Annotated in this window: 23 protein-coding genes; 11 read left to right on the plus strand and 12 right to left on the minus strand. The window is 55.1% G+C overall.

Annotated features, from left to right (window positions below; translation table 11 throughout):
* Nucleotides 1-40: 40 nt before the first annotated feature.
* The 4 genes from J2X14_RS05515 to yobA form a co-directional block, all read right to left on the minus strand.
* On the minus strand, nucleotides 41-481 hold the full coding sequence (locus J2X14_RS05515; RefSeq protein ID WP_352410228.1) for a WapI family immunity protein: 441 nt from the start codon (nucleotides 479-481) through the stop codon (nucleotides 41-43).
* Nucleotides 482-1,360: 879 nt separating this feature from the next.
* Nucleotides 1,361-1,702 (minus strand): YebY family protein, encoded by a 342-nt coding sequence (locus tag J2X14_RS05520; RefSeq protein ID WP_352410229.1) that lies wholly within the window; start codon nucleotides 1,700-1,702, stop codon nucleotides 1,361-1,363.
* Between the two features lie 76 nt (nucleotides 1,703-1,778).
* Nucleotides 1,779-2,651, minus strand: a complete 873-nt coding sequence (copD, locus tag J2X14_RS05525; protein ID WP_352410230.1) for a copper homeostasis membrane protein CopD — start codon at nucleotides 2,649-2,651, stop codon at nucleotides 1,779-1,781.
* A gap of 2 nt (nucleotides 2,652-2,653) precedes the next feature.
* Nucleotides 2,654-3,028 (minus strand): CopC domain-containing protein YobA, encoded by a 375-nt coding sequence (yobA, locus tag J2X14_RS05530; protein ID WP_352410231.1) that lies wholly within the window; start codon nucleotides 3,026-3,028, stop codon nucleotides 2,654-2,656.
* 128 nt (nucleotides 3,029-3,156) lie between these two features.
* Between yobA and J2X14_RS05535 the strand changes: the two genes are divergently transcribed.
* Together J2X14_RS05535 and exoX are read left to right on the plus strand one after the other, a co-directional pair.
* Nucleotides 3,157-3,384 carry a DNA polymerase III subunit theta gene (locus J2X14_RS05535; protein ID WP_352410232.1) on the plus strand — a complete coding sequence of 76 codons (228 nt, stop codon included), beginning with the start codon at nucleotides 3,157-3,159 and terminating at the stop codon, nucleotides 3,382-3,384.
* A 27-nt stretch (nucleotides 3,385-3,411) separates the two neighbouring features.
* Nucleotides 3,412-4,080 carry an exodeoxyribonuclease X gene (exoX, locus tag J2X14_RS05540; RefSeq protein WP_352410233.1) on the plus strand — a complete coding sequence of 223 codons (669 nt, stop codon included), beginning with the start codon at nucleotides 3,412-3,414 and terminating at the stop codon, nucleotides 4,078-4,080.
* On the opposite strand, the gene J2X14_RS05545 is transcribed toward exoX, so the two are convergent.
* The 3 genes from J2X14_RS05545 to J2X14_RS05555 form a co-directional block, all read right to left on the minus strand.
* Nucleotides 4,077-6,140, minus strand: a complete 2,064-nt coding sequence (locus J2X14_RS05545) for a prolyl oligopeptidase family serine peptidase (protein ID WP_352410234.1) — start codon at nucleotides 6,138-6,140, stop codon at nucleotides 4,077-4,079. The two genes, exoX and J2X14_RS05545, sit on opposite strands and share 4 nt — an antisense overlap.
* A gap of 135 nt (nucleotides 6,141-6,275) precedes the next feature.
* On the minus strand, nucleotides 6,276-6,947 hold the full coding sequence (locus tag J2X14_RS05550; protein WP_352410235.1) for a tellurite resistance TerB family protein: 672 nt from the start codon (nucleotides 6,945-6,947) through the stop codon (nucleotides 6,276-6,278).
* 177 nt (nucleotides 6,948-7,124) lie between these two features.
* Nucleotides 7,125-7,466 carry a YebG family protein gene (locus J2X14_RS05555; protein WP_352410236.1) on the minus strand — a complete coding sequence of 114 codons (342 nt, stop codon included), beginning with the start codon at nucleotides 7,464-7,466 and terminating at the stop codon, nucleotides 7,125-7,127.
* Nucleotides 7,467-7,606: 140 nt separating this feature from the next.
* Here J2X14_RS05555 and purT point away from each other — a divergent pair, with 140 nt between their 5' ends.
* Nucleotides 7,607-8,785 (plus strand): formate-dependent phosphoribosylglycinamide formyltransferase, encoded by a 1,179-nt coding sequence (gene purT, locus J2X14_RS05560; protein ID WP_352410237.1) that lies wholly within the window; start codon nucleotides 7,607-7,609, stop codon nucleotides 8,783-8,785.
* Between the two features lie 37 nt (nucleotides 8,786-8,822).
* Here purT and J2X14_RS05565 read toward each other — a convergent pair whose 3' ends face one another.
* Together J2X14_RS05565 and zwf are read right to left on the minus strand one after the other, a co-directional pair.
* Nucleotides 8,823-9,461, minus strand: a complete 639-nt coding sequence (locus J2X14_RS05565) for a bifunctional 4-hydroxy-2-oxoglutarate aldolase/2-dehydro-3-deoxy-phosphogluconate aldolase (RefSeq protein WP_352410238.1) — start codon at nucleotides 9,459-9,461, stop codon at nucleotides 8,823-8,825.
* A 206-nt stretch (nucleotides 9,462-9,667) separates the two neighbouring features.
* On the minus strand, nucleotides 9,668-11,143 hold the full coding sequence (zwf, locus tag J2X14_RS05570; protein ID WP_352410239.1) for a glucose-6-phosphate dehydrogenase: 1,476 nt from the start codon (nucleotides 11,141-11,143) through the stop codon (nucleotides 9,668-9,670).
* A gap of 359 nt (nucleotides 11,144-11,502) precedes the next feature.
* On the opposite strand from zwf, the gene J2X14_RS05575 reads away from it, so the two are divergent.
* The 6 genes from J2X14_RS05575 to J2X14_RS05600 all read left to right on the plus strand — a co-directional run bounded on the left by J2X14_RS05575 (nucleotide 11,503) and on the right by J2X14_RS05600 (nucleotide 21,235).
* Nucleotides 11,503-12,375 carry a MurR/RpiR family transcriptional regulator gene (locus tag J2X14_RS05575; protein WP_352410240.1) on the plus strand — a complete coding sequence of 291 codons (873 nt, stop codon included), beginning with the start codon at nucleotides 11,503-11,505 and terminating at the stop codon, nucleotides 12,373-12,375.
* A gap of 310 nt (nucleotides 12,376-12,685) precedes the next feature.
* Nucleotides 12,686-14,128, plus strand: coding sequence for a pyruvate kinase (gene pyk, locus J2X14_RS05580; RefSeq protein ID WP_352410241.1), 1,443 nt, complete (start codon nucleotides 12,686-12,688; stop codon nucleotides 14,126-14,128).
* A 573-nt stretch (nucleotides 14,129-14,701) separates the two neighbouring features.
* A complete protein-coding gene (locus tag J2X14_RS05585; RefSeq protein ID WP_352410242.1) occupies nucleotides 14,702-16,258 on the plus strand; it encodes a pyridoxal phosphate-dependent decarboxylase family protein in 1,557 nt (518 codons plus the stop codon).
* Between the two features lie 10 nt (nucleotides 16,259-16,268).
* A complete protein-coding gene (locus tag J2X14_RS05590; RefSeq protein ID WP_352410243.1) occupies nucleotides 16,269-17,561 on the plus strand; it encodes a lysine N(6)-hydroxylase/L-ornithine N(5)-oxygenase family protein in 1,293 nt (430 codons plus the stop codon).
* 1 nt (nucleotide 17,562) lies between these two features.
* Complete coding sequence (locus J2X14_RS05595) at nucleotides 17,563-19,920, plus strand: GNAT family N-acetyltransferase (protein WP_352410244.1); 2,358 nt, start codon at nucleotides 17,563-17,565, stop codon at nucleotides 19,918-19,920.
* Between the two features lie 82 nt (nucleotides 19,921-20,002).
* Entirely contained in the window at nucleotides 20,003-21,235 is a 1,233-nt protein-coding gene (locus tag J2X14_RS05600; RefSeq protein WP_352410245.1) for an MFS transporter, read from the plus strand.
* A gap of 118 nt (nucleotides 21,236-21,353) precedes the next feature.
* Here J2X14_RS05600 and lpxM read toward each other — a convergent pair whose 3' ends face one another.
* From lpxM to znuA, 3 genes are all read right to left on the minus strand, one after another.
* Entirely contained in the window at nucleotides 21,354-22,328 is a 975-nt protein-coding gene (lpxM, locus tag J2X14_RS05605) for a lauroyl-Kdo(2)-lipid IV(A) myristoyltransferase (protein ID WP_352410246.1), read from the minus strand.
* 177 nt (nucleotides 22,329-22,505) lie between these two features.
* Nucleotides 22,506-23,828, minus strand: a complete 1,323-nt coding sequence (gene mepM, locus J2X14_RS05610) for a murein DD-endopeptidase MepM (protein WP_352410247.1) — start codon at nucleotides 23,826-23,828, stop codon at nucleotides 22,506-22,508.
* A gap of 13 nt (nucleotides 23,829-23,841) precedes the next feature.
* Complete coding sequence (gene znuA / locus J2X14_RS05615; RefSeq protein ID WP_352410248.1) at nucleotides 23,842-24,789, minus strand: zinc ABC transporter substrate-binding protein ZnuA; 948 nt, start codon at nucleotides 24,787-24,789, stop codon at nucleotides 23,842-23,844.
* Between the two features lie 76 nt (nucleotides 24,790-24,865).
* Between znuA and znuC the strand changes: the two genes are divergently transcribed.
* Nucleotides 24,866-25,618, plus strand: coding sequence for a zinc ABC transporter ATP-binding protein ZnuC (gene znuC / locus J2X14_RS05620; RefSeq protein ID WP_352410249.1), 753 nt, complete (start codon nucleotides 24,866-24,868; stop codon nucleotides 25,616-25,618).
* Complete coding sequence (znuB, locus tag J2X14_RS05625; protein WP_352410250.1) at nucleotides 25,618-26,403, plus strand: zinc ABC transporter permease subunit ZnuB; 786 nt, start codon at nucleotides 25,618-25,620, stop codon at nucleotides 26,401-26,403. Before znuC ends, znuB begins: the two co-directional genes overlap by 1 nt.
* The last annotated feature ends 70 nt before the right edge of the window (nucleotides 26,404-26,473 follow it).

Raw genomic sequence — 26,473 nt, forward strand, 5'->3', positions numbered from 1 at the left:
TCGCCGGTCTCATCCGCTAAGAAGCCAGATGTTGAAATACTTAATTTTGCCATGTAATCATTTCTTCCAGCCGTTTAAGAATGTCAGGGAGGAAGCTTTCATCAAGGCTGAAGTCGCCTTTGACCTGTACACTGTCGGCATGAGATTCAGGCCGAAGATCATATTCGATAACTATATCGTCAGCACTGGCAACCTTTCTGATAATCATATTCAGCTGATGACATTCGCTGCGAAATTCAAAAGGCTTTATCTCCTGTTCGGCGATAAGCACATCATGATGAGCAGAAAACTGTTCACGTAAAACTTGTAGCTCACCCACAGTAAATTTAGTCTGGAATTGTACTTTCAGGCCGGGAACCGAAAATTCAACAAAGGATTTAATCCAGTCCCAGCGTTGATACTCCAGGTCAGTCTCGTTATCGACAACCCTTTCAAAAGGAGAGATAGCAAACGTGAATTCTTCGTTATTAATATCAAACATTGATGTGTTCCTGTCGGCGGCCTAATAATATATAAAGTGGGTAATCGTCCAGTCAGACTCTCTTACCACAACTTCCAGTGTGTATTTTTTATACTCAGTAGTGGCTTTTTTATGATACAGCTTGTACATCTCTATCTCATATCAGGATAAAACTTTGACTTTACGGGGATCGACCGCGCGTTTACCGTAACGAATAGCTTTTCCTGAATATGCAAAGGAACATAGCGACCAGGTTCATACATATGTTTGGCAGCCGTTTCGGTCATTTTTAGGCTACGAGCGGACAAGGCAAGCTTAAATCTGGCGCGTAAAAATAAAATGGTGCTCTCGCTTAGCCTTGCTGTAGCAGCGAGTTATATGAAGAACTATTGGTGCATGAAGGCAAACCTTTTGAGGAATGCTACCGGCACTTTTACCAAATACAGCAGATCGCAAAAAGAGGATTACCGGAAGGTGAAATGAGCCATGTATTACGTTATACCTTCGTCAGTAACTTTATGACGGGTGGTGCGTTCACAAAATGACTATAAGGGGTTAGCAAAGGGTGCTGAGCAGAATACAAGCATAAACAAGTCACCGTTTCATCTGTAACTTACTGCTTTTTTAAACAAAACAAAAAAAGACCGAATACGATTCCTATATTCGGTCCAGGGAAATGGCTCTTGTAAGAGCCGTGCGCTAAAAGTTGGCATTAATGCAGGCGATGTCGCCTTGCCTTATAAAGCGTAGAACAGCCGTGAGGAATGTCCAGCCGGATGCAAACAGGCTGTAAGGAAGAGTTTAAGTCTGTGAGATCAACGGCAAAAAGCGCATAAGACGCTGTCATTTAGCGCCAGTGTTAACTACAGCTTGAGCGCGACGCTGCCGCGCTCGACTGGATTAATTACACAGTTTTTCTGCACGCTCGATAATCGGCTGCAGGCTGGCTTTTTGTCCAGGATGCTGCGGATCGTCAGCCTGAATAACAGAAATAGGCTGCGCGGTGGCCTTGCCTGATTTCACATTATGCGCCGCTTCGTCGTTCAGCGGATATTGCATCAAGGTGCTGGGGTTAATAGCGAACAGCGCATGCTCTTTCGTACAGGTCAGCATCACCTCTTCGCGGGTAAAGGGCCACTTATCTTTACCCATTTCAAAACGACTAATGGTGATGATTTCTGATGCAGCCAGCGCGCTGGTGCAGCATCCCATCGCCAGTAATAATCCGATGATTTTTTTCATGAGGTTACCTTATTGTCCCGGTTGACTTATTTATAGCTAAAACACTCTGCGCTTTATGCGAATAATTCGACACGCATTATGGCTGTAACGTGGCAAAGGTACTAACAGCAATCACGACCAATAGCGCGATGACGATCTCCAGCTGCGTGGTACGCATAAACCATAATTGCGCCCCGCTGCCCGGCGTGGAGAAACGCGGCACCAGCCAGTAGCGATTAAACAGCGCGATGCCTGCCATCAGCGCCACCAGCAAGATTTTAACCATCAGCAACAGCCGATAATCATTCGTTGCGGGCCAGGGCCAGCCCACGATAAAAGCCGTGTTGATCATGCCGCTCAGTAACGTGAGCGCGACCGCCAAATGCCCATAGCGGGAAAAGCGCATCATGGTGCAGATGGCATCACTCCGTAGCGCTGGCTGCCGCGCATCACGCATTAACCACAGCAAGGGCAGCAGGCCGCCAGCCCAAAAGGACGCGCCGATAAGATGAATCGCGTGATTGAAACGCTGTAGCGCGCCGGGCCAGCCATCCAGCATCGCCGCATGTCCCACCAGGGCCATACCGCAAAGCTGCACCAGGCCCCAAAGCAGCAGCAAACGCTGCCGCCTGCCGCCGCCGGCCAGACTCAGGCAGGCCAGCAGCGCAGCCAGCAGCTGCACCATCCAGGCCTGACCAAAGCCCGTCTGCATTACTGCTCGCCAGATCGCCGCCTGCACGATGTTGCGCCAGTCGCCGCTCATTAGTCCGGTCTGTGCCGCCAAAATCGCCAGGGCGCTTAACAGCGTTAACATCGTACAGCCGATAAGCAGCGGCATTAAACGTTGACTCAGCACCGCACGATAGCGACGCGGTGCCAGTAGCGCGCTATAAAAGGCGCTGCCGGTCAGCAACATCAGCGCACTGAAGTGGAGCCAGCGGCAGAAGATATAGAGCGTCTCCAGCGTCATCGCTATTTCACGCTGAAAGTGTAACTTCCCTTGGTTCTGTGACCATCTACCGACAGCACATGCCAGTTTACCTGGTAGCTGCCGCTGGGAAGCGGTTTTTCCAGCGGTACAATGAGCTGATTATGCTGTTTTGGCGCACGCTCAACTTCCGCTACCGGCATCGCTTGCTGATTAGCCGTAACGATATCAACACCGCTAAAAGCAGGCTCGACATCCTCAGAAAAGGTCAGCGTCAACGCCTGAGGCGATGCCTCAACGTTGGCATTCGCGGCGGGATATTGCGACTTCAGGTGGGCATGAGCCAGAGCAGCTGGAGAAAAAGCGACGGCCAATACCAGGGCGGCGCCAGGTAAAGCAGAGAAGCAGGTTTTCAACATGATTTCATCCTGTAAACTATCGTGGTTGTCACCAACGAGGCCGCAGCATACCTCCCGTGCCGAAGCCTGTCGAGGCATTAACGGCGATTCAAAACGGGTGCAGCAGCGCTTATACAGAGGAGTAAAAAATGTCTAACAACCTGGCAACATTGTCGCAGGAAGAGAAAGATAAAGTGAACGTTGACCTGGCTGCCGCTGGCGTCGCGTTTAAAGAGCGTTACAATATGCCGGTGGTGGCGGAAATCGTCGAGCGTGAACAGCCGGAAGCGCTACGCGACTGGTTCCGGGAGCGCCTGATGCATCATCGCCAGACCTCGCTTAACCTTTCCCGCCTGCCCTGGGAACCCAAGAGATAACAGTGCGCGTCAGCGCTAAGAGGTTTTATGCTACGCGTTATTGATACTGAAACCTGTGGTCTACAGGGCGGTATCGTTGAAATTGCTTCCGTTGATGTGATTGACGGCCAGATCGTTAACCCCATGAGCGACCTTGTGCGCCCCGACCGGCCTATCAGCCGTCAGGCGATGGCGGTGCATCGCATCAGCGAAGCGATGGTGGCCAATAAGCCGCCGATTGAAGCGCTTATCAGCCGTTATCACGGCAGCCCTTATTATGTGGCACATAACGCCAGCTTCGATCGGCGTATGCTGCCGGAAATGCATGGCGAATGGATTTGCACCATGAAGCTGGCACGCCAGCTGTGGCCCGGTTTAACCTACGGCAATCAGGCGCTGCGACAGCATCTGCAATTGGACGTGACGCCACCCGCCGATCTGCATGCGCACCGGGCGCTGTATGACTGCTATGTCACCGCCGCGCTCTTGATTCGCATTATGGCAACCTCCGGCTGGGATGCCACGCAGCTGGCTGCTCGTATGCAGCAACCAACCTCAGCAGAGGTGATGCCGTTCGGCAAGTATCGCGGTCGTCCGATTGCAGACGTGGCTAAACGTGACCCTGGCTATCTGCGCTGGATGCTTGACTCGATTCCCGATCTGAAACCTGCTCTGCGTAACGCCTTGCAAAAGCAGGTCAGTCAGGCTGACGATTAATAGCCGCTGCTGCCGTGCAACGAGCCCTGCGCCAGGCCGATGATAAACGCAAACTCCAGCGAAACGCCTTCATAGGATTTAAAACGTCCTGATTTGCCGCCGTGGCCGGAATCCATATCGGTACAGAGCAGCAGCAGGTTTTCATCAGTTTTCTGCTCGCGCAGCTTAGCGACCCATTTGGCAGGCTCCCAGTATTGTACCTGCGAATCATGCAGCCCGGTGGTCACCAACATATGCGGATAAGATTGCGCCGTGACGTTATCGTAAGGGCTGTACTGCTTCATATAGTCATAATATTGCGGATCGTTGGGGTTGCCCCACTCATCATATTCGCCGGTGGTCAACGGAATCGACTCATCCAGCATGGTGGTGACCACGTCCACAAAGGGAACCTGCGCCACAACGCCATGAAAACGCGCGGGCTGTAAATTAATTACCGTGCCCATCAGCAGCCCGCCCGCGCTGCCGCCCATCGCGTAAAGCCGCTGTGGATCGCCATAGCCATGCTGAACCAGCGCATCGGTTACGTCGAGGAAGTCGTTAAAGGTGTTCATTTTGTTTAATAAACGCCCGTCGTCATACCACTGTTGCCCCAGCTCGCCGCCGCCGCGCACGTGAACCAGCGCATAAACAAAACCGCGATCCAGCAGGCTGAGACGGCTAGAGCTGAAGTCGGCGTCCATAATGGTGCCATAAGAGCCATAGCCGTACACCAGCATTGGGTTTTTGCCCGGTTGATAATGCTGGCAGTGATAAACCAGCGAAACCGGCACTTCCACCCCATCGCGCGCTTTAATCCATAAATGCTCGCTCTTATAGTTAGCGGAATCAAAGCCGTTGATCTGCGTCTGCTTTAATACGCGCCGTTCACCGGTATCCATATCCAGTTCAAACAGCGTGGTGGGGGTAGTCATGGATGAATAGCCGTAGCGCAGCTTGCTGGTCTCCGGCGAGGCGTTATAAGCCAGCCAGGTGACATAGGCGGGATCGTCAAAGGCGATACCGAAGGTCTCACCGGTACGCCAGCAGATCTGCCGCAGGCTGGAAAGCCCGCGTTGCCGCTCTTCCACCACCAGCCAGTTACGGAACAGCTGGAAATCTTCCATCACCACATGGTCACGCGGCGCGATAATGGTTTCCCAGCGCGACTCATCCAGGTAGCTGGTGCGGTAGAGGCCGAAGTTTTTCCCTTCGCGGTTTGAGCGCAGCCAGAAGCGATGATCGTAATGATCAAGGGTATATTCATGGCCTTTGCGCCGCGGCACAAACACGCGCGGACGCGCATCGGCATACTCAGCATCCAGCAGATGAATTTCAGTGGTGGTGGTGCTGTGCAGCGCAATCAGAACAAAATGTTCCGAGGTGGTTTTATGCACGCTGAGGTAGAAGGTGTCATCGCTCTCCTCATAGACCAGCTCGTCATCCTGCTGCGGCGTGCCGACATTATGCCGCCACACCTGATAAGGCAGCAGCGTCTGCTTATCTTTACGCACGTAATAGAGCGTTTTTGAGTCATTAACCCAGGCAAAGCTGGATGAGACATTTTCCAGCACTTCCGGATACCAGTTGCCGCTCTCCAGGTTACGGAAACGGATACCGTACTGGCGGCGCGACAGGAAATCTTCCGCCAGCGCCATGATGCGGTTGTCCGGGCTGATATCCAGCGCGCCCATGGTATAGAACTCGCTGTGCGAAGCGCGCTGGTTAGCATCAAGCAGCACTTCCCACTCATCGGGCGTCGTGGTCTCTGCGGGCTGACGAAAATAGGTCGCGTATTCGTTACCGGCCTCATAGCGGCTCTGATAGCGATAGCCGTTTTTCACATAAGGCACCGAATAATCCTGCGGCGAAATGCGCCCGACCATCTCTTTCAGCAGGCGATCCTGCAACGCCTTTTGCGTCAGCATCACCTTATGGCCATAGTTATTTTCAGCGCGCAGATAATCCAGCACGTCGGGATCTTCACGCTGGTCATCACGCAGCCAGTAGTAATTATCGACGCGCGTATCATCATGCAGCGTCATTTCATGAGGAACTCTCTTCGCTTTCGGTGGCATCATAACGGTTACTGTTTTCAGACATAGATACATTAAGGTTGGCAGCTAAGGCCATGATTGCCAAGCGGCAGCGGCAAAAAGCAGGTTGTGAAGGTTACCAGCCCGCCGCCAGGCAGCGGCAGGCCTTAACAGAGAGGGTCAGGATGGGAGTTTCTCTTTTTCGGCGCGAATATCTTTTTCAATATCTTCGCGCACGTCCGCCGGGATCTTCAGTGCATCGCCCAGCTCTTTCAGGTAGCTGCGTTCCATAAAGTGGTCGACATCGATAGCCGCACAGCTCAGGAAGTAAAGCTCTAACGCCTCTTCCTCGTTTTTTATGCCCTGCGCCAGCCCGTGCGGATCCAGCGGACGATCAATCGCCTGTTGAATCAGCGCTTCCGCCTGTTCGCCATAACCCGCCTGATGGATGTTTTGCTCGATGGCTTTGCGCTCTTCGCCATCGATATGACCGTCGCTTTTCGCCGCGAACACCAGCGCGGTAATCAAACGTTCCGCGCGCTGATCCACCGGTGTCTCCTGCTGACCAAACTGCGGCTCATCCTGATGCGCTTCACGCACGCGCTGCTTATATTTATTCCATAGCAAAACGCCGGCCGCCGCGCTGCCGCCGATCACCAGGGCGTTTTTGCCATATTTGCTTAACAGATTGCGCGAGGATTTACTGGATATCAGCATACCGGCCAGGCCGCCGAGCGCACCCGGCGCCAGCATTTTGCTTAGCCCTTCGCTGCCGCCCTGCGCTTTTGCGCCTGCGTTGCCGATGCCCGTATTGCTCAACATTTTTTGCACTTGCTGCAGCCAGTTACTCATAAGCTCTCCTTTGTGATGTATGCCGATAGTGTGAAGCATCGGGCGTCAAGAAGCGTAAGCGAGAGCAAATAGCAAAAGAAGGTGGGATGAACCCTGTTCATCCCGCTCTGCTTAACATCGTTATCAGGAAAGTGTGGCTGATATTCGCCAGGCTGCAACGTTGAGCGGGCGCGTTAATCAGGCCGCTTTAACCGCGCGAACTTTTTTCGCCGTTTCGTCTGGCGCGTTATCATCGCTGGTTTCCGCTGCGGCGGCCTTCGATGCTTTTACCGCGGGCTGCGCGTCCGGCAGCTTGCTGGTACGTAAAATATGCTGTACCGCATCTTTCTGTTCCGCCAGGAACAGGCCCAGGTTTTCCAGCTGAGCTTCTTCCAGCGGCAGATCGCTTTGTACCAGCCAGTCAGTAAAAGCTTCCGCCATATCGAGCATTTTGTCGTATGCGTCTGCTTCTTTTTTACTGGCAAATGTCATTTTTTCTTCACCTTTTCTGACCACAACAAATTTGGTTTCAACAGCCATGACTCACCTCGGGTATATACTGTATTTTTATACAGTATAACAGGCAAAATCCTGAGATCAAGTTTTCCTGACGGCTGTCAGCGCAAACGTTTTCGTATATACTGCGCGCGTTTTTACTCTTCACTTTTCAGGTAGGTACTATGACGATTCTTGGAACGGCGCTGCGTCCCGGCGCGACGCGTGTGATGCTGTTGGGTTCAGGCGAACTGGGCAAAGAAGTGGCCATTGAATGTCAGCGTTTAGGCGTTGAAGTGATTGCCGTGGATCGCTATGCCGATGCGCCAGCGATGCATGTCGCCCACCGCAGCCATGTGATTAATATGCTGGATGGCGCGGCGCTGAAAGCGCTGATTGCTCAGGAGCGTCCCGATTATGTGGTGCCGGAAATTGAAGCGATCGCCACAGATATGCTGATTGAGCTGGAGCAACAGGGACAGCGCGTGGTGCCCACCGCTCAGGCGGCGCGTCTTACCATGAATCGTGAAGGTATCCGCCGTCTGGCGGCTGAAACGCTGGCTTTGCCCACCTCCAGCTATCGCTTCGCCGATACGCAGCCCGCCTTTATCGCCGCAGCGGAAGAGATCGGTTTTCCCTGCATCGTGAAGCCGGTGATGAGTTCTTCCGGCAAAGGTCAGAGCTTCGTACGTGAGGCGTCCCAGCTGGAACAGGCGTGGATCTACGCACAACAGGGTGGACGCGCCGGGGCCGGAAAAGTGATTATCGAAGGCGTGGTAAAATTTGATTTTGAAATTACCCTGCTTACCGTCAGCGCCGCAGACGGCATTCATTTTTGCGCGCCGATTGGTCATCGTCAGGAGGATGGCGATTATCGTGAATCCTGGCAGCCGCAACAGATGAGCCCGCAGGCATTAGCGCGCGCCCAACAGATCGCTGGCGACGTCGTGAAAGCGCTGGGCGGCTTTGGCTTATTTGGCGTGGAGCTGTTTGTCTGCGGCGATGAAGTGGTTTTCAGCGAGGTGTCGCCGCGCCCGCACGATACCGGCATGGTTACGCTGATTTCGCAGGATCTCTCCGAGTTCGCCCTGCATGTGCGCGCCTTTCTAGGCCTGCCGATCGGCGCGATTCGTCAGTATGGCCCGGCGGCATCAGCGGTTATTCTGCCGGCGCTGCGCAGCAATAACGTCAGCTATGGCGAAGTGGAAAATGCATTGGGCGCCGGGCAGCAGCTGCGGCTGTTTGCGAAACCGGAAATCGACGGCAAACGTCGGATGGGCGTGGCGCTGGCCACGGCGGAAAACGTCGAGGAGGCGGTAACGCGCGCGGTTGCCGCGGCGGCGGCCGTCAGGGTTAGCGGTTAACAAAACATGGCTCTCCCGCCGGGGAGAGCCATCATGCTTAGCGAGCGCCCGCTACCGCTTCACGCGCCAAATCGGTAATGCGCTGATAATCGCCGCTTTCCAGCGCATCGTTGGGCACCAGCCAGGAGCCGCCGATGCACAGCACGCTTTTCAGCGCCAGGTAATCACGGTAATTTTTCGGCGAGATACCGCCGGTTGGGCAGAAACGCACCTGCGGGAACGGTCCGCCGATCGCCTGTAACGCTTTTACGCCGCCGTTGGCTTCCGCCGGGAAGAATTTAAACTCGCGCAGGCCATACTGCATACCGGTCATTAATTCAGACACGGTGCTGATACCGGGAATCAACGGAACGCTGCCTTCCACGGCCGCCTGCAATAACGGTTCCGTGATGCCGGGGCTGATAACAAACTGCGCGCCCGCTGCGGTCACTTCCGCCAGCTGCTGCGGATTGATCACCGTTCCGGCGCCGACGATGGCGTCCGGCACTTCCTGAATAATCGCTTTCAGCGCATCCATTGCGACCGGCGTACGCAGCGTAACTTCCAGTACGCGCACGCCGCCCGCCACCAGCGCCTTCGCCATCGGCACCGCATGTTCCAGTTTATTCACTACGATAACCGGCACCACTGGCCCGGTGGTCAGGATCGATTCGGCACTTGTTTTCCAGTTTTTCATCGTACTTTCTCCTGTCAGGCCAGCGAACCATCCGACCACTGGCAAAAATGGCGCATCCGCGCGGCAAAGAAACGGTGATTACCATACCTGATCTTTAGCGCAGGCGTCCACGTGCTTAAGCATTTTTTGAAACTGCGGTTCATTTTTTTCAACGTTTTTACAACGCAAAAAAAAGCCCGCATTACGCGGGCTTAACAGCTTTTGACTTATTCGAACTCGTTCCAGGAACGGCCATCGCGGGTGATCATCGCCACGGAAGCAACGGGCCCCCAGGTGCCCGCCTGATAAGGCTTAGGCGCGTCGTTATCCGCCGCCCAGGCATCAACAATGGAATCGACCCATTTCCATGCCGCTTCCACCTCATCACGGCGCACAAACAGCGCCTGAATGCCGCGCATACTTTCCAGCAGCAGGCGCTCGTAGGCATCGGCCAGATGGGACTGGTTAAAGGTTTCTGAGTAGCTCAGATCCAGCTTGGTGGTTTGCAGATTATGTTTATGATCGAGTCCCGGCACCTTGTTCAGGATTTCGATATCCACCCCTTCATCCGGCTGCAGACGAATGGTTAGCTTGTTCTGCGGCAGCTCCTGCCAGGATTCTTTAAACAGGTTCATTTCCGGGTTTTTGAAATAGACCACCACTTCCGAACATTTGGTCGGCAGGCGCTTACCGGTACGCAGGTAGAAAGGCACGCCAGCCCAGCGCCAGTTATCGATATCAACGCGAATAGAAACGAAGGTTTCGGTATTGCTGGTTTTGTTGGCGCCCTCTTCTTCCAGGTAGCCCGGCACTTTTTTGCCCTGCACAAATCCGGCGGTGTACTGGCCGCGCACCGTTTTATCGCGCACGTTGCTGTGGTCGATGCGGCGCAGCGAGCGCAGCACTTTTACTTTTTCATCACGAATGCTGTCGGCGCTGAGATCGGACGGCGGCGACATGGCAATCATGGTCAGCACCTGCAACAGGTGGTTCTGGATCATATCGCGCATCTGACCGGCTTTATCAAAATAGCCCCAGCGCCCTTCGATACCGACTTCTTCCGCTACGGTAATTTGCACGTGATCGATGGTGCGGTTATCCCAGTTATTGGCAAACAGGGAGTTAGCAAAGCGCAGCGCCAGCAGGTTCAGTACCGTTTCTTTACCCAGGTAGTGGTCGATACGGAACACCTGGCACTCTTCAAAATATTCACCAACCTGATCGTTGATTTCCTGAGAGGTTTCCAGCGAGGTGCCGAGCGGTTTTTCCATCACTACGCGCGCGGGCTTAGCGTTCAGCTTCGCCTGTCCCAACCCTTTGCAGATAGCGCCGAAGGTGCTGGGCGGCATGGCAAAATAGTTGATGGTGACGCGGTTTTGTTGGTCCAGCATTTTACCCAGGCGTGGGAAATGCGAGGTATCGTTAACGTCCAGGTTACAAAAATCGAGGCGGCCGCTGAGGCGATCCCACAGCGCTTCGTCGATTTTTTCTTTCATAAAGGTTTCCAGCGCTTCACGTACCACTTTGGTGTACGCCGCCTTATCCCATTCCGCGCGGCCAACGCCGATAATGCGGCTCTCTTCATGAATCTGCCCTGCCTTTTCCAGCTGATACAGGGAAGGCAGAAGTTTACGGCGCGCAAGGTCGCCTTTCGCACCGAAAATAACCAGATCGCATGCCTGGGCTGTTTGTGTTACCGCCATTCTTATCTCCTCGTTGCAGGATGAGTCGGGTCCGGGATGATCCGCGCTAACCCAGCTCTTATTGTAATTTTATTTCAGCACAATGTACTGTGTTTGATCGACGCGGGTAAACCAGCGCCCGCTCCTTTTGCCATAAACGGTTATTTTAACAACGCTCTGCGTGCTTTTGCGGCGCGTTAATCCCTGTAAAAAATATGGCTTTTCACAACGAAATCAGACACAGCTCATATTCTGGCAAAAAACGTCAGGTCAGGTTTTACCAGCGCTGCCCTGGGACGGCTATAGCGCGGTATATTCGCAGTAAACCGCCATTGGATGCACCTTTATATGAAATTGACAAAAGTGATGAGCGTTAGCGCATGAACAATATGTTGGAGAAAATTCAGTCGCAGCTTCCCTTTCTCAGTAAATCCGAACGCAAAGTCGCCGCCGTGGTGCTCGCCGCGCCAGAGATGACGATTCACTCCAGCATCGCGCTGTTGGCCGCCGCCGCTGAAGTCAGCGATCCTACGGTAAACCGCTTTTGCCATCGCCTGCAAACCAAAGGCTTTCCCGATTTTAAACTGCAGCTGGCGCAAAGCCTGGCGACCGGCACGCCCTGGGTAAGCCGTAACATTGATGAGCATGATGCGGTAGAGATCTATAGCGACAAGATTTTCCAGTCAGCGCTGGCCGGTCTGGAGCAGGTGCGTCAACGCCTGGATATGCGCGCCATTCAGCGTGCTGTCGAGGTGCTGGCGACGGCGAAAAAAATCAGCTTTTTCGGGCTGGGCGCTTCGGCGGTAGTGGCGCACGACGCCATGAATAAATTTTTCCGTTTTAACGTGCCGGTTTTCTGTTCCGATGACGTGATGATGCAGCGCATGAGCTGTATTAACAGCGGCGCGGGCGATGTCGTGGTGCTGATTTCCCATACCGGCCGCACGAAATCGCTGCCGGAGCTGGCACAGCTGGCGCGCGAAAACGGCGCGGTGGTGCTGGCGCTGACTGCTTCCAGCTCGCCGCTGGCGCAGGAGGCCTCGCTGCTGCTGGCGCTGGACGTAGCGGAAGATACCGATATTTATATGCCGATGGTGTCGCGTATGGCGCAGCTGATGCTGATTGATGTGCTGGCGACCGGTTTTACGCTGCATCACGGCACCAGCCTGCGTGCGAACCTCAAACGGGTCAAAGAAGCGTTAAAACCGTCGCGGCTGGATAAAGAGAGCGATCCGTTCCCCATCCAGCGTTAAGCAGGCCCTCGCGCGCCTTGAAAGATAACTTGCCACAAGCGCCCATTGTTCGCTGCTCTTCCCGCCGCTGCGGTGCGCTAAACTTGTCGCTTATCAACGAAGTTTTTCTTCAGCGCGAGCGAAGGGTGACTTTAGCAGCCGGTGTCAGTATTGTATTTGGCGAACAGGAAAACGTCTTTAACTCTGGCCTGGCATCGCCGCCAGCGGTAACAGAAAGGAAAATGAATCTGCAGTTAGATCAATAATCATAAACAGAACATGCATACTTACTCTACGCCTCATTCAGGTTTCTACACCTTAAGGAAAACCCATGACTCGACGTCTCAGAAGAACCAAAATCGTGACCACGTTAGGCCCTGCCACCGACCGCGACAATAATCTGGAAAAGATCATTGCCGCCGGGGCTAACGTAGTACGACTGAACTTCTCCCACGGCACGCCAGAAGATCACCAGCTGCGTGCGGATAAAGTACGCGAAATTGCAGCCAAGCTGGGTCGCCACGTCGCCATTCTCGGCGATCTGCAGGGGCCGAAAATTCGCGTTTCAACGTTTAAAGAAGGGAAAATTTTTCTCAGCGTTGGCGATCGCTTCCTGCTTGATGCGAGTCTGGGCAAAGGTGAAGGCGATAAAGAAAAAGTGGGTATCGACTATAAAGGCCTGCCGGAAGATGTGGTGCCGGGTGATGTGCTGCTGCTGGATGATGGTCGCGTCCAGCTGAAAGTGCTGGAAGTGCGCGAAAGCAAAGTGTTTACCGAAGTCACCGTCGGCGGCCCGCTTTCCAATAATAAAGGCATTAACAAACTGGGCGGCGGTCTCTCTGCCGAAGCGCTAACCGAAAAAGATAAAGCGGACATCAACACCGCCGCAAAAATCGGCGTCGATTATCTGGCGGTTTCTTTCCCGCGCTGCGGCGAAGATCTCAACACCGCGCGCCGTCTGGCGCAGGAAGCGGGCAGCGATGCGAAAATTGTCGCCAAGGTTGAACGCGCTGAAGCGGTCTCCAGCCAGGACGCAATGGACGATATCATTCTCGCTTCCGACGTGGTGATGGTGGCCCGTGGCGACCTTGGCGTGGAAATCGGCGACCCGGAGCTGGTGGGTATCCAGAAAGCGTTGATTCGTCGCGCCCGTCAGCTGAACCGCGCGGTGATCACCGCGACGCAGATGATGGAATCAATGATTACCAATCCAATGCCGACGCGCGCGGAAGTAATGGATGTCGCCAATGCGGTGCTGGATGGCACCGATGCGGTCATGCTGTCAGCTGAAACCGCGGCGGGTCAGTATCCGGCGGAAACCGTTAGCGCGATGGCGAAAGTTTGTCTGGGCGCGGAAAAAGTGCCCAGCATTAACGTGTCGAAACATCGCCTGGAAGTGCAGTTCGATAACGTTGAAGAAGCGATTGCGATGTCGGCGATGTATGCCGCCAACCATCTGCAGGGCGTTACGGCGATTATTACCATGACCGAATCGGGCCGTACTGCGCTGATGACCTCACGCATTACTTCCGGGCTGCCGATTTTCGCGATGTCGCGTCACGAACGTACGCTTAATCTGACGGCGCTCTATCGTGGCGTGACGCCGGTCTATTTTGACAGCAATAATGACGGCGTAGCCGCCGCGCATGATGCGATCAACCTGCTGCGCGACAAAGGCTTTTTAGTCTCTGGCGATCTGGTTATTGTCACTCAGGGTGATGTGATGGCTACCACCGGCACCACTAACACCAGCCGCGTGTTACGCGTCGAGTAATCTCTGCCAGCTGCCGCCCTGACGCGGCAGCTGTTTTATTGCCCGCTTGCTGTTTTCCTGTCGCCGCTTCTTGCTCGCCCGTTATCTTACCTGTTGGATTGCTTTTCTGCCTGCTCGCCTGTTTCCTTATGCTCGCCCGTTTTTTCCTGCTTACCCGTTGTTCTGCATGCTTGCCTGTTTACTGTCTGCTTGCGTCAAAATACCCGCGCTCCCTCCCCTTTCCCGCCGTTTTTGAGACGGCTCAATGTGATCTTCGTCACACTTTAAATATTAATAACACTTATAACTTAACTGTCACCAAAATCCTATTGAATGATAATGATTGCTATTTATAATCGCATTTACATTCTCAACAGCAGCATTTAATTAACAAAAGCGGGCCATAACCGCATAAAAAGGAGGTTTATCTGCATCAGATGGCTACTCCTCTGTTTTTGATTAATTTCGGGTAAATGCTTTTACCCACAAAGACATTAGATAATTTGAACTGATGCCATACAGCATCAGGCGTACAGGGCCGTCATATTTTCAGTGACGGTACGGGTTTCTTACGTCCAGAAAAAGGGTCAGGAAATGGCTTTAGTTTCCGCAACAACGCAACATACCGCTTCAGAACAGGGTGAAACCTCATCCGCCAGCGGCAGCGAATTTTTCTTTAACGAGGCGCAGCTGGAGCAATATGCGCAACAAACCCTGAGCGCGCTGGCGCTGATTCGCCACCAGCTACAGCAGACTGAAAAGCCGTTTAGCGGCATCCTGCCGCACGAACTGGCGCCTGCCTTACGTCATATCGATCTGGAGCAGCCGCTGGGCGATACGCAAGCGGCGCTGAGCGAGCTGGCTGAGGTTTATCTGCGCGATGCGGTTTGGTTCCATCATCCAAAATATGTCGCCCACCTTAACTGCCCTATCGTTCTGCCTTCACTGCTGGCGGAACAGGTGATGAGCGCGGTTAACAGTTCGGTAGATACCTGGGATCAAAGCGCAGGCGGCACCCTGATTGAACAGAAAGTAATTGACTGGACGCTACAGCGTATCGGCCTGCCCGCTGGCTCAGACGGTATTTTCACCAGCGGCGGCACGCAGTCGAACCTGATGGCAATGCTGCTGGCGCGCGACAGCTGGTGCGTACGCCAACACCCGGAGCACCTGATTAAACAGCGTGGCTTACCGCCTGAAGCAGGAAAATGGCGTATTTTCACCTCGAAAATGAGCCACTTCAGTATCCAGAAATCTACCGCGATTTTGGGTCTTGGCTATGATGCGGTGGTCGCTATCGATCACGATGAGCACTACCGTATGGATGCCGCCAAACTTGAGCAGGCGATTCAGCAGTGTCGTCAGGATGGCCTGATCCCGATTGCGGTGGTTGCCACAGCAGGCACCACCGATTTCGGCAGCATCGATCCGCTACAGGCGATCGGCGATATTTGTCGTCACTACCAGCTCTGGATGCATGTGGACGCCGCCTACGGCTGCGGGCTGCTGGTGTCGCCGCAGCATCGGGCGCGCCTGAAAGGCATTGAGCGCGCCGACTCCGTTACCGTGGATTATCACAAATCCTTCTTCCAGACCGTCAGCTGCGGCGCGTTCTTTGTGCGTGAAAGCCAGCACCTCAGTCATGTTACGGTACATGCCGACTACCTGAATCCGCTCAGCGCGCAGCAGGAAGGCACGCCGAACCTGGTGAATAAAAGCATTCAGACCACGCGTCGCTTTGATGCGCTGAAGATGTGGATGACGCTGCGGATCATGGGCGCACAGCAGCTGGGTAGCGCCTTTGACAGCGTACTGGCGCTGGCGCAGCAAACGCATCGCCTGTTACAGGCGCACCCGGCCATTGAGGTGCTGCATGCGCCTGAACTCACCACTCAAGTGTTCCGCTATATTCCGCGTCCCGGCCTGCACGACGAGAAGGTCGATGAGATCAACGCGCAAATCCGCAAAGCGCTGTTCCGCTCAGGCAACGCGGTGGTGGCGGGGACCAAAGTCAACGGACGCCAGTATCTGAAATTTACCCTGCTCAATCCCAACACGCGCATCGCTGATATGGAAGATGTCATCGCGTTAATCAGCCATTACGGGCGCGAACTGTCGCACAACACGCCGTTAAACGCTGCGAATCAGTAAGGACATAATGATGAACGACACCATTTATGACTTTATCGGCATTGGCATCGGGCCGTTTAATTTAAGTCTGGCCTGCCTGACCTCACCGCTGGAAGAGGTCAACGGCCTGTTCCTTGACCAGAATCCAGGCTTTGACTGGCACACCGGTATGATGCTGGAGAGCGCCCACCTGCAAACGCCGTTTATGGCCGATCTGGTGACGCTGGCCGATCCCACCAGCCCATTCAGTGTGCTGAACTACATGAAGCAGCAGGGCAAGCTTTACAGCTTCTATATCCGCGAAAGCTTCTTTTTGATGCGCAAAGAGTACAACCAGTATTGCCAGTGGGCCTGCTCGCAGCTGAATAACCTGCGCTGGAATACGCGCGTGGATTACGTCAGCTACGACGAAGGTCGCGAATGCTATCGGCTTCAGGCGGTGGATACGCGTAGCGGCGAACGCCATAGCTGGCTGACGCACAAGCTGGTGCTAGGCACCGGGCCGGTGGCCTGGCTGCCGGAATGCAGCCGCCCGCTGCGCGATCGCATCGTGCATTCCAGCGATTACCTGGTAAATAAAGCGCAGCTGCAAACGCAGCGCGCGATCACCGTGCTGGGCAGCGGTCAGAGCGCGGCGGAGATTTTCTACGATCTACTGAGCGATATCGACAGCCACGGCTATCAGCTCAACTGGGTCACGCGGGCGCCGCGCTTCTATCCGCTGGAGTACACCAAACTGACGCTGGAGATGACGTCGCCGGAGTGGATCGATTATTTCCACGCCCTGCCGCCCGCTAAACGCGACCAGCTGAATGCCGGACATAAAAATCTGTTTAAGGGCATCAACAGCAGCCTGATCAACGACATTTATGACCTGATGTATATCAAGCAGCTGGATGGCGATCTGAAGGTGCGGCTGTTTACCAACTCAGCGCTGACCGGGCTGCGTCGCCTGCCGAGCGGTGAGCTGGAGTTGTCGCTCCATCAGCGTGAACAAGATGAACACTATACGCGCCGCACCGAAGGACTGGTGATGGCCACCGGCTATCACTATCAGCCGCCGCAGTTTATTGAAGGCATCGCGCACCGCCTGCGCTGGGATGAACAGGGACGTTACGATGTGCAGCGCAACTACAGCATCGATCGTCATAACGCGGTGTTTGTACAAAATGCTGAACTGCATACCCACGGCTTCGTTACGCCCGATCTCGGTATGGCCTGCTACCGCAACTCGGTGCTGATCCGTGAAATCGCCGGACGCGAGATCTACCCGGTGGAGCAACGCATCGCCTTCCAAACCTTCCCGGCAGAAACGGAGCGCTAAGATGAACGTGGTATACCGCTGTAAACGGCCCGCCGGTGACTTTACGTTGCGTACGATGAAGGCAGACGATGCGCCGCTTATCCATCGCTGGGTCACGCAGGAGTACGCGCGCTTTTGGGGCATGCAAAACGATACGCTGCAACAGGTTGCCGATTTTTACCAGCAGCTGACGGCCAGCGATCCGCAGGCGGCGATTATCGGCCTTTGCAATAACGAGCCGGTTTTCCTGATGGAGTTTTACCGCGCCCAACAGGATGAGGTGGGCAAGCACTATCCCGCGCGTGCTGACGATTACGGGATGCATATTCTTATCGCTCCGGCGCACAAGCCGCTGCCGCAGTTTAGCTGGCAGGTGTTCAGCACGGTGATGGATTACCTGTTCAGCCTGCCGCAGGTGCAGCGCGTGGTCGTGGAGCCGGACGTGCGTAACGAGAAAATCCATCGGCTGAACAAACGCGCGGGCTTTCGCTATCAGCACACCATCGATATGGGACATAAAACGGCCTGGCTCGCCTTTTGCCAGCGCGAAGATTATCAGCAAGCGCAATTGCAGGAACCTTTACCAATGACGACACCCCATCCCCTGATTAATGGACAACACCTGAGCGGCGACAACTGGACGCTGGCGAACCGCCTGCTGGTGCGCAAAGCGATTGCGGAGTTCGCCCATGAAAAACTGATTGCGCCGCAGCCGGATGCGAATAACAGCTATCAGCTGGCGGTGCCGGGCGGCGAAGCGGTTTACGCTTTTCGCGCCCGTCGTCTGGCGCTCGATCACTGGCAGATCGATCTCGATTCGCTGGCAAAGCATGAAAACGGCGAGCCGCGTCCGCTGGATGCGCTGCAGTTTATTATTGAGTTTCATCAGCAGATTGGCATCCCTGCCGCCATGCTGGCGACCTATATGGAAGAGATCACCAGCACGCTGTGCAGCAGCGTCTACAAATTACAAAAGGGCAACCCGGACAGCGCGGCGCTGGTGAAAGCTGATTTCCAGACGGTGGAAGCCGCAATGACCGAAGGCCATCCTTGCTTTGTCGCCAATAATGGTCGCATCGGGTTTGATGCGCGTGACTATCTGGCTTACGCGCCGGAGGCGGCCGCGCCGGTGCATCTGGTTTGGGTGGCAGTGCATACCCGCAACGCGCACTTTTCCAGCCTGGATACCCTGAGCTATCAACAGCTGATGCAGGAGGAGCTGGGGCAAGAGACCGTCGCCAGTTTTAATGCGCGTCTGGAAGCCATGGCGGTGAACCCGCAGGATTATCTGTTTATGCCGGTTCATCCCTGGCAGTGGCAGAACAAGCTGCTAACGGTGTTTGCGCCCGACATCGCCGCGCGCGACATTATCTGGCTCGGCGAAGGCGAAGAGAGCTATCAGGCGCAGCAATCGATCCGCACCTTCTTTAACCGCAGCCAGCCGAGCAAACGCTATGTGAAAACCGCGCTCTCGGTGCTGAATATGGGCTTTATGCGCGGCCTGTCGCCTTACTATATGGCGACTACGCCTGCGGTGAATCAGTGGCTGGAAAGCGTGGTGAGTCAGGACGCCTGGCTACAGCGGTGCGATTTCCGTCTGCTGCGCGAGGTCGCGGCGATTGGCTATCATAACCGCTATTATGAGCGCGCTATTCAGGGCGATTCCGCCTATAAAAAGATGTTTGCCGCGCTGTGGCGCGATAACCCGGTGGCGCGGCTACAGCCTGGTCAGCGCCTGATGACCATGGCTTCGTTGCTGCATATCGATCAGCATCAGCAGCCGCTGCTGCCCGCGCTGATCGCTGATTCCGGGCTGGATGCGCAGACATGGATCGACCGCTATCTGACCTGCTACCTTAGCCCGCTGCTGCACTGTTTCTATCAGCATGACATCGTGTTTATGCCGCACGGCGAGAACCTGATTCTGCTGCTGGAAAATAACGTGCCGGTCAGCGCCTATATGAAAGATATCGGCGAAGAGATCGCGGTGCTGAACCCGGACGCGGTGCTGCCGGATAAGGCGCAGCGGCTGGCGGTAGAGGTGCCGGAAAACCTGAAGGTGCTCTCTATTTTTACCGATGTGTTTGACTGCATTTTCCGCTTTGTCTCCGCGATCCTCGATGAGAGCGGGACGCTGCCGGAAGCGCGTTTCTGGCAACGCGTGGCGCAGTGCGTTCACCACTATCAGCAGGCGCATCCGCAGCTGGCGAGTAAGTTTGCCCGCTATGATCTGTTTACGCCGACCTTCGCCCTCTCCTGCCTGAATCGCCTGCAGCTGGCGAATAATCAGCAGATGATTAACCTGGCGGATCCGGCGGAAAACCTGAAATTTGCCGGTGAGCTGGCCAACCCGATTGCGGCGTTTACGCATCAAGAATAATTCATCTGTCATACTGGTTTGATGGTTATACTGGCGCGGCCGCACTTGCGGTCGCGTTTTTATCTTTCTGGAGCATACCTGCATGGCCGCATACACCCCGGTTTCCAGCCTGACCTTCAGGCACCTACTGTTCCCGCTTTCGCTGGTACTGTTTGAGTTCGCGACCTATATCGCGCACGACATGATCCAGCCCGGCATGCTGCTGGTGATCAATGAGTTCCATGTCGGGGCCGAATGGGTTTCGGCCTCGCTGACCGCTTATCTGATAGGCGGTATCGTTCTGCAATGGCTGCTTGGCCCGCTATCGGATAAATATGGCCGTCGTCCGGTGATGCTGGCGGGCGTGCTGTTTTTTATCGTCTGCTGCGCGCTGATGCACTGGATTTCATCCATCGAGCAGTTTGTCGCGCTGCGTTTCCTGCAGGGCATCAGCCTCTGCTTTATCGGTGCGGTTGGCTATGCCGCCATTCAGGAAGCGTTTGACGAGGCGCGCAGCGTGCGCATTATGGCGCTGATGGCGAATGTCGCCCTGCTGGCGCCGCTGGCCGGCCCGCTGGCAGGCGCCGCCTTTTTGACCGTTGGCGACTGGCGCACCATGTTCTGGCTGTTTGCGATTATCGCTGCGCTGGCGCTGGTTGGTCTTTGGCGCGCCATGCCGGAAACCGCTGGCGATCGCACCGTCTCCATTAGCCTGAAAAATCTGGGCCGCAGCTATCTGGCGCTGGCGCGCGATCGACAAGTCATGAGCGGTTCGCTGGCGATCGGGCTGGTTTTTATTCCCATTCTGGCCTGGGTGGCGCTGTCGCCGGTGATTCTGATTCAGGATGAAGGCTTATCGCGTATGGATTACGCGCTGCTGCAGCTGCCGGTGTTTCTGGCGATGATCGCCGGTAACCTGACGCTAAGCCGTCTTTCCAGCCGCTTTCCCATTGAAAGCCCGCTGCGTTTCGGCGCATGGCCGATTCTGGCCGGTCTGGTGCTGGCCGCGTTAACCAGCCTGCTCAATAACCACAGCTATTTGTGGCTGACCGCCGGGCTGAGCCTGTATGCCTATGGCGCGGGCATGGTTAACGCCGGACTTTATCGCCTGACGCTGTTTTCCAGCAGCGCGGGCAAAGGCAGCGTGGCCGCTATGTTAGGTATGGTGAGCATTATTGCTTTTGCGTTGGGCATTGAGCTGACGAAGTTCGGCTATTTTCACGGCGGCAGTGCCTGGTTTAGCCTGATTAATCTGGCGAGCGGCCTGCTGTGGCTGGTTCTGGTTACCGCGTTCCTGCGTGAGCGCAAGCGACGCAGTACGGTCAATCCGCTTTAACGGCCTGCGCCCTTGCATCGTCAAGGGCGCACGTTTTCAGGAAGCACCGGGGGCAGGGTTATCGCCTCGCTTTGCGGTGACGGGCGGGCGGCGCAAAGCGCTTCCCGCCGCCTGACGCTTATTTGCGCGGAAACAATTCTTTGCGCTTATAGGGTTCGATATCCCCTTCACGACGCGTTTTCAGCAGTTTCAAAATCCAGGTGTACTGCTCAGGATGCGGGCGGACAAGTCTCTCCACCTCTTCATTCATGCGACGCGCCAGGGTCGGATCGTCCGCGTCCAGCAAATCATCCATCGGCGGCCGGATATAGATATCCAGCTGGTGGGTTTTGGCGTTATAAACCGGGAACAGCGGCACCACGCGTGCGCGACACACTTTCATCAGGCGTCCAACCGCGGGCAGCGTCGCTTTATAGGTGGCAAAGAAATCCACAAATTCGCTGTGCTCTGCGCCGTGATCCTGATCGGGCAAATAGTAGCCCCAGTAGCCCTGACGAATCGAACTGATAAAGGGTTTGATGCCATCATTTCTGGCATGCATCCGACCGCCAAAACGGCGGCGCACCCGATTCCACATATAGTCGATCAGCTGGTTGCTTTGATTATGGAACATCGCCGCCATCATCTGACCTTCAGAAGCCAGCAGCATGGCAGGAATATCTACCGCCCAGCCGTGCGGCACCAGCAAAATGACGTTTTGTTTCTCGGCCTGCATGGCATCGATAATTTCCCGGCCATGCCAGCGAACGTGCTGTCGCACGCGCTCGGGCTTACGTAGCGCCAGTTCAGCCATCATCACCATCGCCTGCGGCGCGGTAGCGAACATGTCGTCGATGATCGCTTCACGCTCGGTTTCCGACAGCTCAGGCAGGCAGTAAAGCAGGTTGATTTGCGCACGACGGCGCGCGCTTTTGGCAAAACGTCCGGCAAGGCGGCCCGCCGCGCCAAGGATAGGATCGCGTAGCGCCGCAGGCAGCATGGCCATTACGCTAAACGCGCCAATGCCCAGCCAGGCTCCCCAGTATTTGGGCAACAGAAAGGATTTGTGGAAGACGGGAATAAATTCGCTGTTTTTTTTCTTGCTGGTTTCCATGCACTCGCCTCTATCAATAACCGGCTAATGATAGTGTCGACAGGCAAATTTGCAACGCTTACCGCAGATTGTCGCTCAACCAGGGCTAAATAACGCGAAACTGGCAGGATGCCAGTAGAAAAAGCCAGCGGAGCGCACGATAAACGTACGCTCCGTAAAATAAGCCACGACTGCGGTTTAATTAAGCTTTAGCTGCGGCAACACGTCCCTCACCTGCGCCAGGAATTCTGAACGATCCTTGCCGGTCAGCCCTTCCGTACGCGGCAGCTTCGCCGTCAGCGGGTTTACCGCCTGGTTATTGATCCAGATTTCATAATGCAGGTGCGGACCGGTTGAACGGCCGGTATTGCCGGAAAGACCAATGCGATCGCCACGTTTCACCTTATCGCCCGGTTTAACCAGCAGCTTTTTCATGTGCATATAACGCGTCATATACTGGCGACCGTGACGAATAGCAATGTAGTTACCCGCGCCCGAACTACGTTTGGCCTGCACCACTTCACCATCGCCCACCGCCAGCACCGGCGTGCCAATCGGTACGGCAAAGTCCACGCCTCTGTGCGGCGCAATACGACCGGTGACCGGGTTCAGACGGCGCGGGTTAAAGTTCGAGGAGACGCGGAACTGCTTCACCGTCGGGAAACGCATAAAGCCGCGCGCCAGACCGGAGCCGCTACGATCGTAGAATTTGCCATCTTCGGCGCGGATGGCGTAATAATCTTTGCCGCCGGTGCGCAGGCGCACTCCCAACAGCTGGCTCTGCTCATTTTTGCCGTTCAGCTCTTCACGCGACATCAGGACGCTGAACTTATCACCTGCGCGCAGCTTGCGGAAATCCATCTGCCACTGCAATGCTTTGATTACGCTGCTGATCTCAGCGCTGCTCAGGCCAGCACGCTGGGCGCTGCTGACAAAACTGCCGTTAACTTCACCGGTTAACACGCTGTTTTTCCATTCGCCCTGTTGCATGGCGCTGGACATCTTAAAGCCGTTATCGATGCGATCGTAGGTGCGGGTTTCGCGCCGCGACATTTCCCACGTCAGGCGCTGCAGCTGGCCGTCATCGGTCAACGTCCAGGAGAGCTGTTGCCCCACCTGAATATTACGCAGTTCGCCGTCGGTTTTAACCAGCTGGCTAATTTCGCCCATATCGATGCCGTACTGATTCAGTACGCTGCTCAGGGTATCGCCGCTGGAAACCACATAATCGTGGGTGCCGGATTCAGCCGTGACATCCTGATCGATTTCATCCTGCGGCAGGTTGTCTTCTTCCTGGACGGACTGATCGAGCGGCTCACTGGCTTCAGGCAGCAGCGTACGCAGCTGATTTTTATCAATTTCAATGGTTTTGATGATGGGCGCTGTTTCACCCGGATGGTAAACGAAAGGCCGCCAGACAGCGACGGCCAGGGTAACAACGGTCAGCGACCCCAGCATTACGCGATGGGGACGCGGCAGATTATTAAATGCCAGGGCGACAGAGCGGGCTATCTGTTGCACTTTTAGGGATTCCTCATGCTCCTTTCAGGCAGCTTTCATACTGGCTCGACAGCTGTGAGAGGAATTTCACATAACTGTCTTTTGATAAGCTGATACCCATTCCCAGCGGATCGAGCGTACCTTTACGTACCTGAGTTCCTCTGGCAACGGCATCGATTACGGCCGGCCTGAATTGTGGCTCAGCAAAAACGCAGGTCGCTTTTTGCTCAACCAACTGTGTTCGAATTTGATGTAAATGCTGCGCGCCCGGTTGGATTACAGGATTAACGGTAAAATGGCCAAGTGGCGTGAGACCGTAATGCTTTTCAAAGTAGCCATAAGCATCATGAAAAACGAAATATCCTTTTCCTTTCAGCGGTGCCAGCTGTTGCGCGATTTGCGTATCGCTTTTCGCTAATTCTGCTTCAAATTGCTGCAGGTTAGCGTCAAGTTTGTCTTTGCGCTGCGGCATAAGTTCCAATAATTTTTCATGGATTGCAACCGCAGATTGGCGTGCTATTTCCGGCGACATCCACAGGTGCATATTATATTGCCCGTGATGATGGTGTTCATGCGCTGCGTCATGATGCGCTTCATCTCCATGATGATGCTCATCTTCCTCTTCCGTGCCGGTCATCAGCAACGGTTTTACCTGCGGCAACGCGGCAATTTCCAGGTTCTTTTCGGGCGGTAGGGTGCCGGCAGTTTTGCTGATAAAGGCTTCCATATCCGGACCAATCCATACCACCAGATCCGCGCCCCGCAAGCGTTTCACGTCAGAAGGACGCAGCGCGTAATCATGTTCTGAGGCGCCATCGGGCAATAAAACTTCGACCGGCGTTACGCCGTCGGCAATAGCGGAGGCGATAAAGCCCAGCGGCTTAATTGAAGCGACAACGGCGGCGTTAGCCGGAGCGCTAAGCGCAGCGGCACAGCTCAGGGAAAATAACAGGGGAACAAGGGCTTTTTTATTCTGTAACATAATGCGTCAATCCATCGTGACTGGGTGATGGATTGTGATATTATAACATCCGTTAACTTCTGCAAGCATTAAAACTATGACCTCACTGATTAGTCTGGAAAATATTTCAGTCAGTTTTGGCCAGCGTCAGGTATTGTCAAATATCTCATTATCGCTGGAACCTGGACGGATTCTGACGCTTCTCGGTCCCAATGGTGCCGGAAAATCGACGTTAGTTCGCGTGGTGCTGGGGCTTATTAAGCCTGCCAGCGGCACGCTACAACGTAATGACGCACTGCGCATCGGCTATGTGCCGCAAAAGCTGCATCTTGACCCTACGCTTCCGCTTACCGTAGAACGTTTTTTACGGCTGCGCCCGGATACGCGCAAAGCGGATATTTTACCGGCGCTTAAACGCGTGCAGGCCGGGCATCTGCAACATGCGCCCCTGCAAAAACTTTCAGGCGGCGAAACGCAGCGCGTATTGCTGGCGCGCGCCCTGCTGAACCAGCCGCATCTGCTGGTGCTGGATGAGCCGACGCAGGGCGTTGATGTTAACGGGCAGGTGGCGCTGTACGATCTGATTAACCAGCTGCGCCTTGAGCTGAACTGCGGCGTGCTGATGGTCTCCCATGATCTGCACCTGGTGATGGCGAAAACCGATGAAGTGCTCTGCCTGAATCACCATATCTGCTGTTCCGGCACGCCGGAAGCGGTGTCGCGCCATCCTGAATTTATCGCCATGTTTGGCCCGCGCGGCGCAGAACAGCTGGCGATTTACCGGCATCATCATAACCATCGTCACGATTTACAGGGACGAATAGTTTTGCGTAAAGGACAGGAAAAATAATGCTTGAATTGTTACTACCCGGCTGGCTGGGCGGCGTAATGCTGGCGCTGGCGGCCGGTCCGTTAGGTTCATTTGTGGTCTGGCGTCGGATGTCCTATTTTGGCGATACGCTGGCGCACGCGTCGCTGCTGGGCGTTGCTTTTGGTTTGCTGCTCAACGTGAATCCTTTCTACGCGGTGATTGCGGTGACGCTGCTGCTGGCGTTGGGTCTGGTCTGGCTGGAGCGTCGCCCGCACCTGGCGATTGATACGCTGCTGGGCATTATGGCGCACAGCGCCTTGTCGCTGGGGCTGGTCGTGGTCAGCCTGATGTCTAACGTGCGCGTTGATTTGATGGCGTATCTGTTTGGCGATCTGCTGGCGGTGACGCCGGAAGATCTCTGGATAATCGGCGGCGGCGTGACGCTGGTGCTGGCGACGCTTACCTGGCAATGGCGACCGCTGCTGTCGATGACCATCAGCCCGGAGCTGGCACAGGTGGACGGCGTAAATATTGCGCGTACGCGTATGCTGCTGATGCTGGTTACCGCCCTGACTATTGGCGTGGCGATGAAATTTGTCGGCGCGCTGATTATCACCTCACTGCTGGTGATCCCGGCGGCAACCGCCCGGCGCTTTGCCCGCACGCCGGAGCAGATGGCGCTGATCGCGGTTGGCACCGGCATTATCGCCGTAACCGGCGGCCTTACCTTCTCCGCCTTTTACGACACGCCAGCTGGCCCGTCGGTGGTGCTGTGTGCCGCCCTGCTGTTTGTTTTCAGCCAGCTGAAAAAAGCCCCTGCGTAATAGCAAACAGGCGACACTGAAGCCTGAGGCTACGGCCTGGAGTAAAGCGTCCCGCGGCCCTGAAAGGCGC

Origin of the sequence: Mixta sp. BE291 (assembly GCF_031457955.1) — a bacterium.
Taxonomy (GTDB): Bacteria; Pseudomonadota; Gammaproteobacteria; order Enterobacterales; family Enterobacteriaceae; genus Mixta.

Bases quoted from the DNA above. Each gene is read 5' to 3' on its own strand.
- J2X14_RS05515 (WP_352410228.1), bottom strand. From the start codon at position 481: ATGTTTGATATTAATAACGAAGAATTCACGTTTGCTATCTCTCCTTTT.
- J2X14_RS05520 (WP_352410229.1), bottom strand. From the start codon at position 1,702: ATGAAAAAAATCATCGGATTATTACTGGCGATGGGATGCTGCACCAGC.
- copD (WP_352410230.1), bottom strand. From the start codon at position 2,651: ATGACGCTGGAGACGCTCTATATCTTCTGCCGCTGGCTCCACTTCAGT.
- yobA (WP_352410231.1), bottom strand. From the start codon at position 3,028: ATGTTGAAAACCTGCTTCTCTGCTTTACCTGGCGCCGCCCTGGTATTG.
- J2X14_RS05535 (WP_352410232.1), top strand. From the start codon at position 3,157: ATGTCTAACAACCTGGCAACATTGTCGCAGGAAGAGAAAGATAAAGTG.
- exoX (WP_352410233.1), top strand. From the start codon at position 3,412: ATGCTACGCGTTATTGATACTGAAACCTGTGGTCTACAGGGCGGTATC.
- J2X14_RS05545 (WP_352410234.1), bottom strand. From the start codon at position 6,140: ATGATGCCACCGAAAGCGAAGAGAGTTCCTCATGAAATGACGCTGCAT.
- J2X14_RS05550 (WP_352410235.1), bottom strand. From the start codon at position 6,947: ATGAGTAACTGGCTGCAGCAAGTGCAAAAAATGTTGAGCAATACGGGC.
- J2X14_RS05555 (WP_352410236.1), bottom strand. From the start codon at position 7,466: ATGGCTGTTGAAACCAAATTTGTTGTGGTCAGAAAAGGTGAAGAAAAA.
- purT (WP_352410237.1), top strand. From the start codon at position 7,607: ATGACGATTCTTGGAACGGCGCTGCGTCCCGGCGCGACGCGTGTGATG.
- J2X14_RS05565 (WP_352410238.1), bottom strand. From the start codon at position 9,461: ATGAAAAACTGGAAAACAAGTGCCGAATCGATCCTGACCACCGGGCCA.
- zwf (WP_352410239.1), bottom strand. From the start codon at position 11,143: ATGGCGGTAACACAAACAGCCCAGGCATGCGATCTGGTTATTTTCGGT.
- J2X14_RS05575 (WP_352410240.1), top strand. From the start codon at position 11,503: ATGAACAATATGTTGGAGAAAATTCAGTCGCAGCTTCCCTTTCTCAGT.
- pyk (WP_352410241.1), top strand. From the start codon at position 12,686: ATGACTCGACGTCTCAGAAGAACCAAAATCGTGACCACGTTAGGCCCT.
- J2X14_RS05585 (WP_352410242.1), top strand. From the start codon at position 14,702: ATGGCTTTAGTTTCCGCAACAACGCAACATACCGCTTCAGAACAGGGT.
- J2X14_RS05590 (WP_352410243.1), top strand. From the start codon at position 16,269: ATGAACGACACCATTTATGACTTTATCGGCATTGGCATCGGGCCGTTT.
- J2X14_RS05595 (WP_352410244.1), top strand. From the start codon at position 17,563: ATGAACGTGGTATACCGCTGTAAACGGCCCGCCGGTGACTTTACGTTG.
- J2X14_RS05600 (WP_352410245.1), top strand. From the start codon at position 20,003: ATGGCCGCATACACCCCGGTTTCCAGCCTGACCTTCAGGCACCTACTG.
- lpxM (WP_352410246.1), bottom strand. From the start codon at position 22,328: ATGGAAACCAGCAAGAAAAAAAACAGCGAATTTATTCCCGTCTTCCAC.
- znuA (WP_352410248.1), bottom strand. From the start codon at position 24,789: ATGTTACAGAATAAAAAAGCCCTTGTTCCCCTGTTATTTTCCCTGAGC.
- znuC (WP_352410249.1), top strand. From the start codon at position 24,866: ATGACCTCACTGATTAGTCTGGAAAATATTTCAGTCAGTTTTGGCCAG.
- znuB (WP_352410250.1), top strand. From the start codon at position 25,618: ATGCTTGAATTGTTACTACCCGGCTGGCTGGGCGGCGTAATGCTGGCG.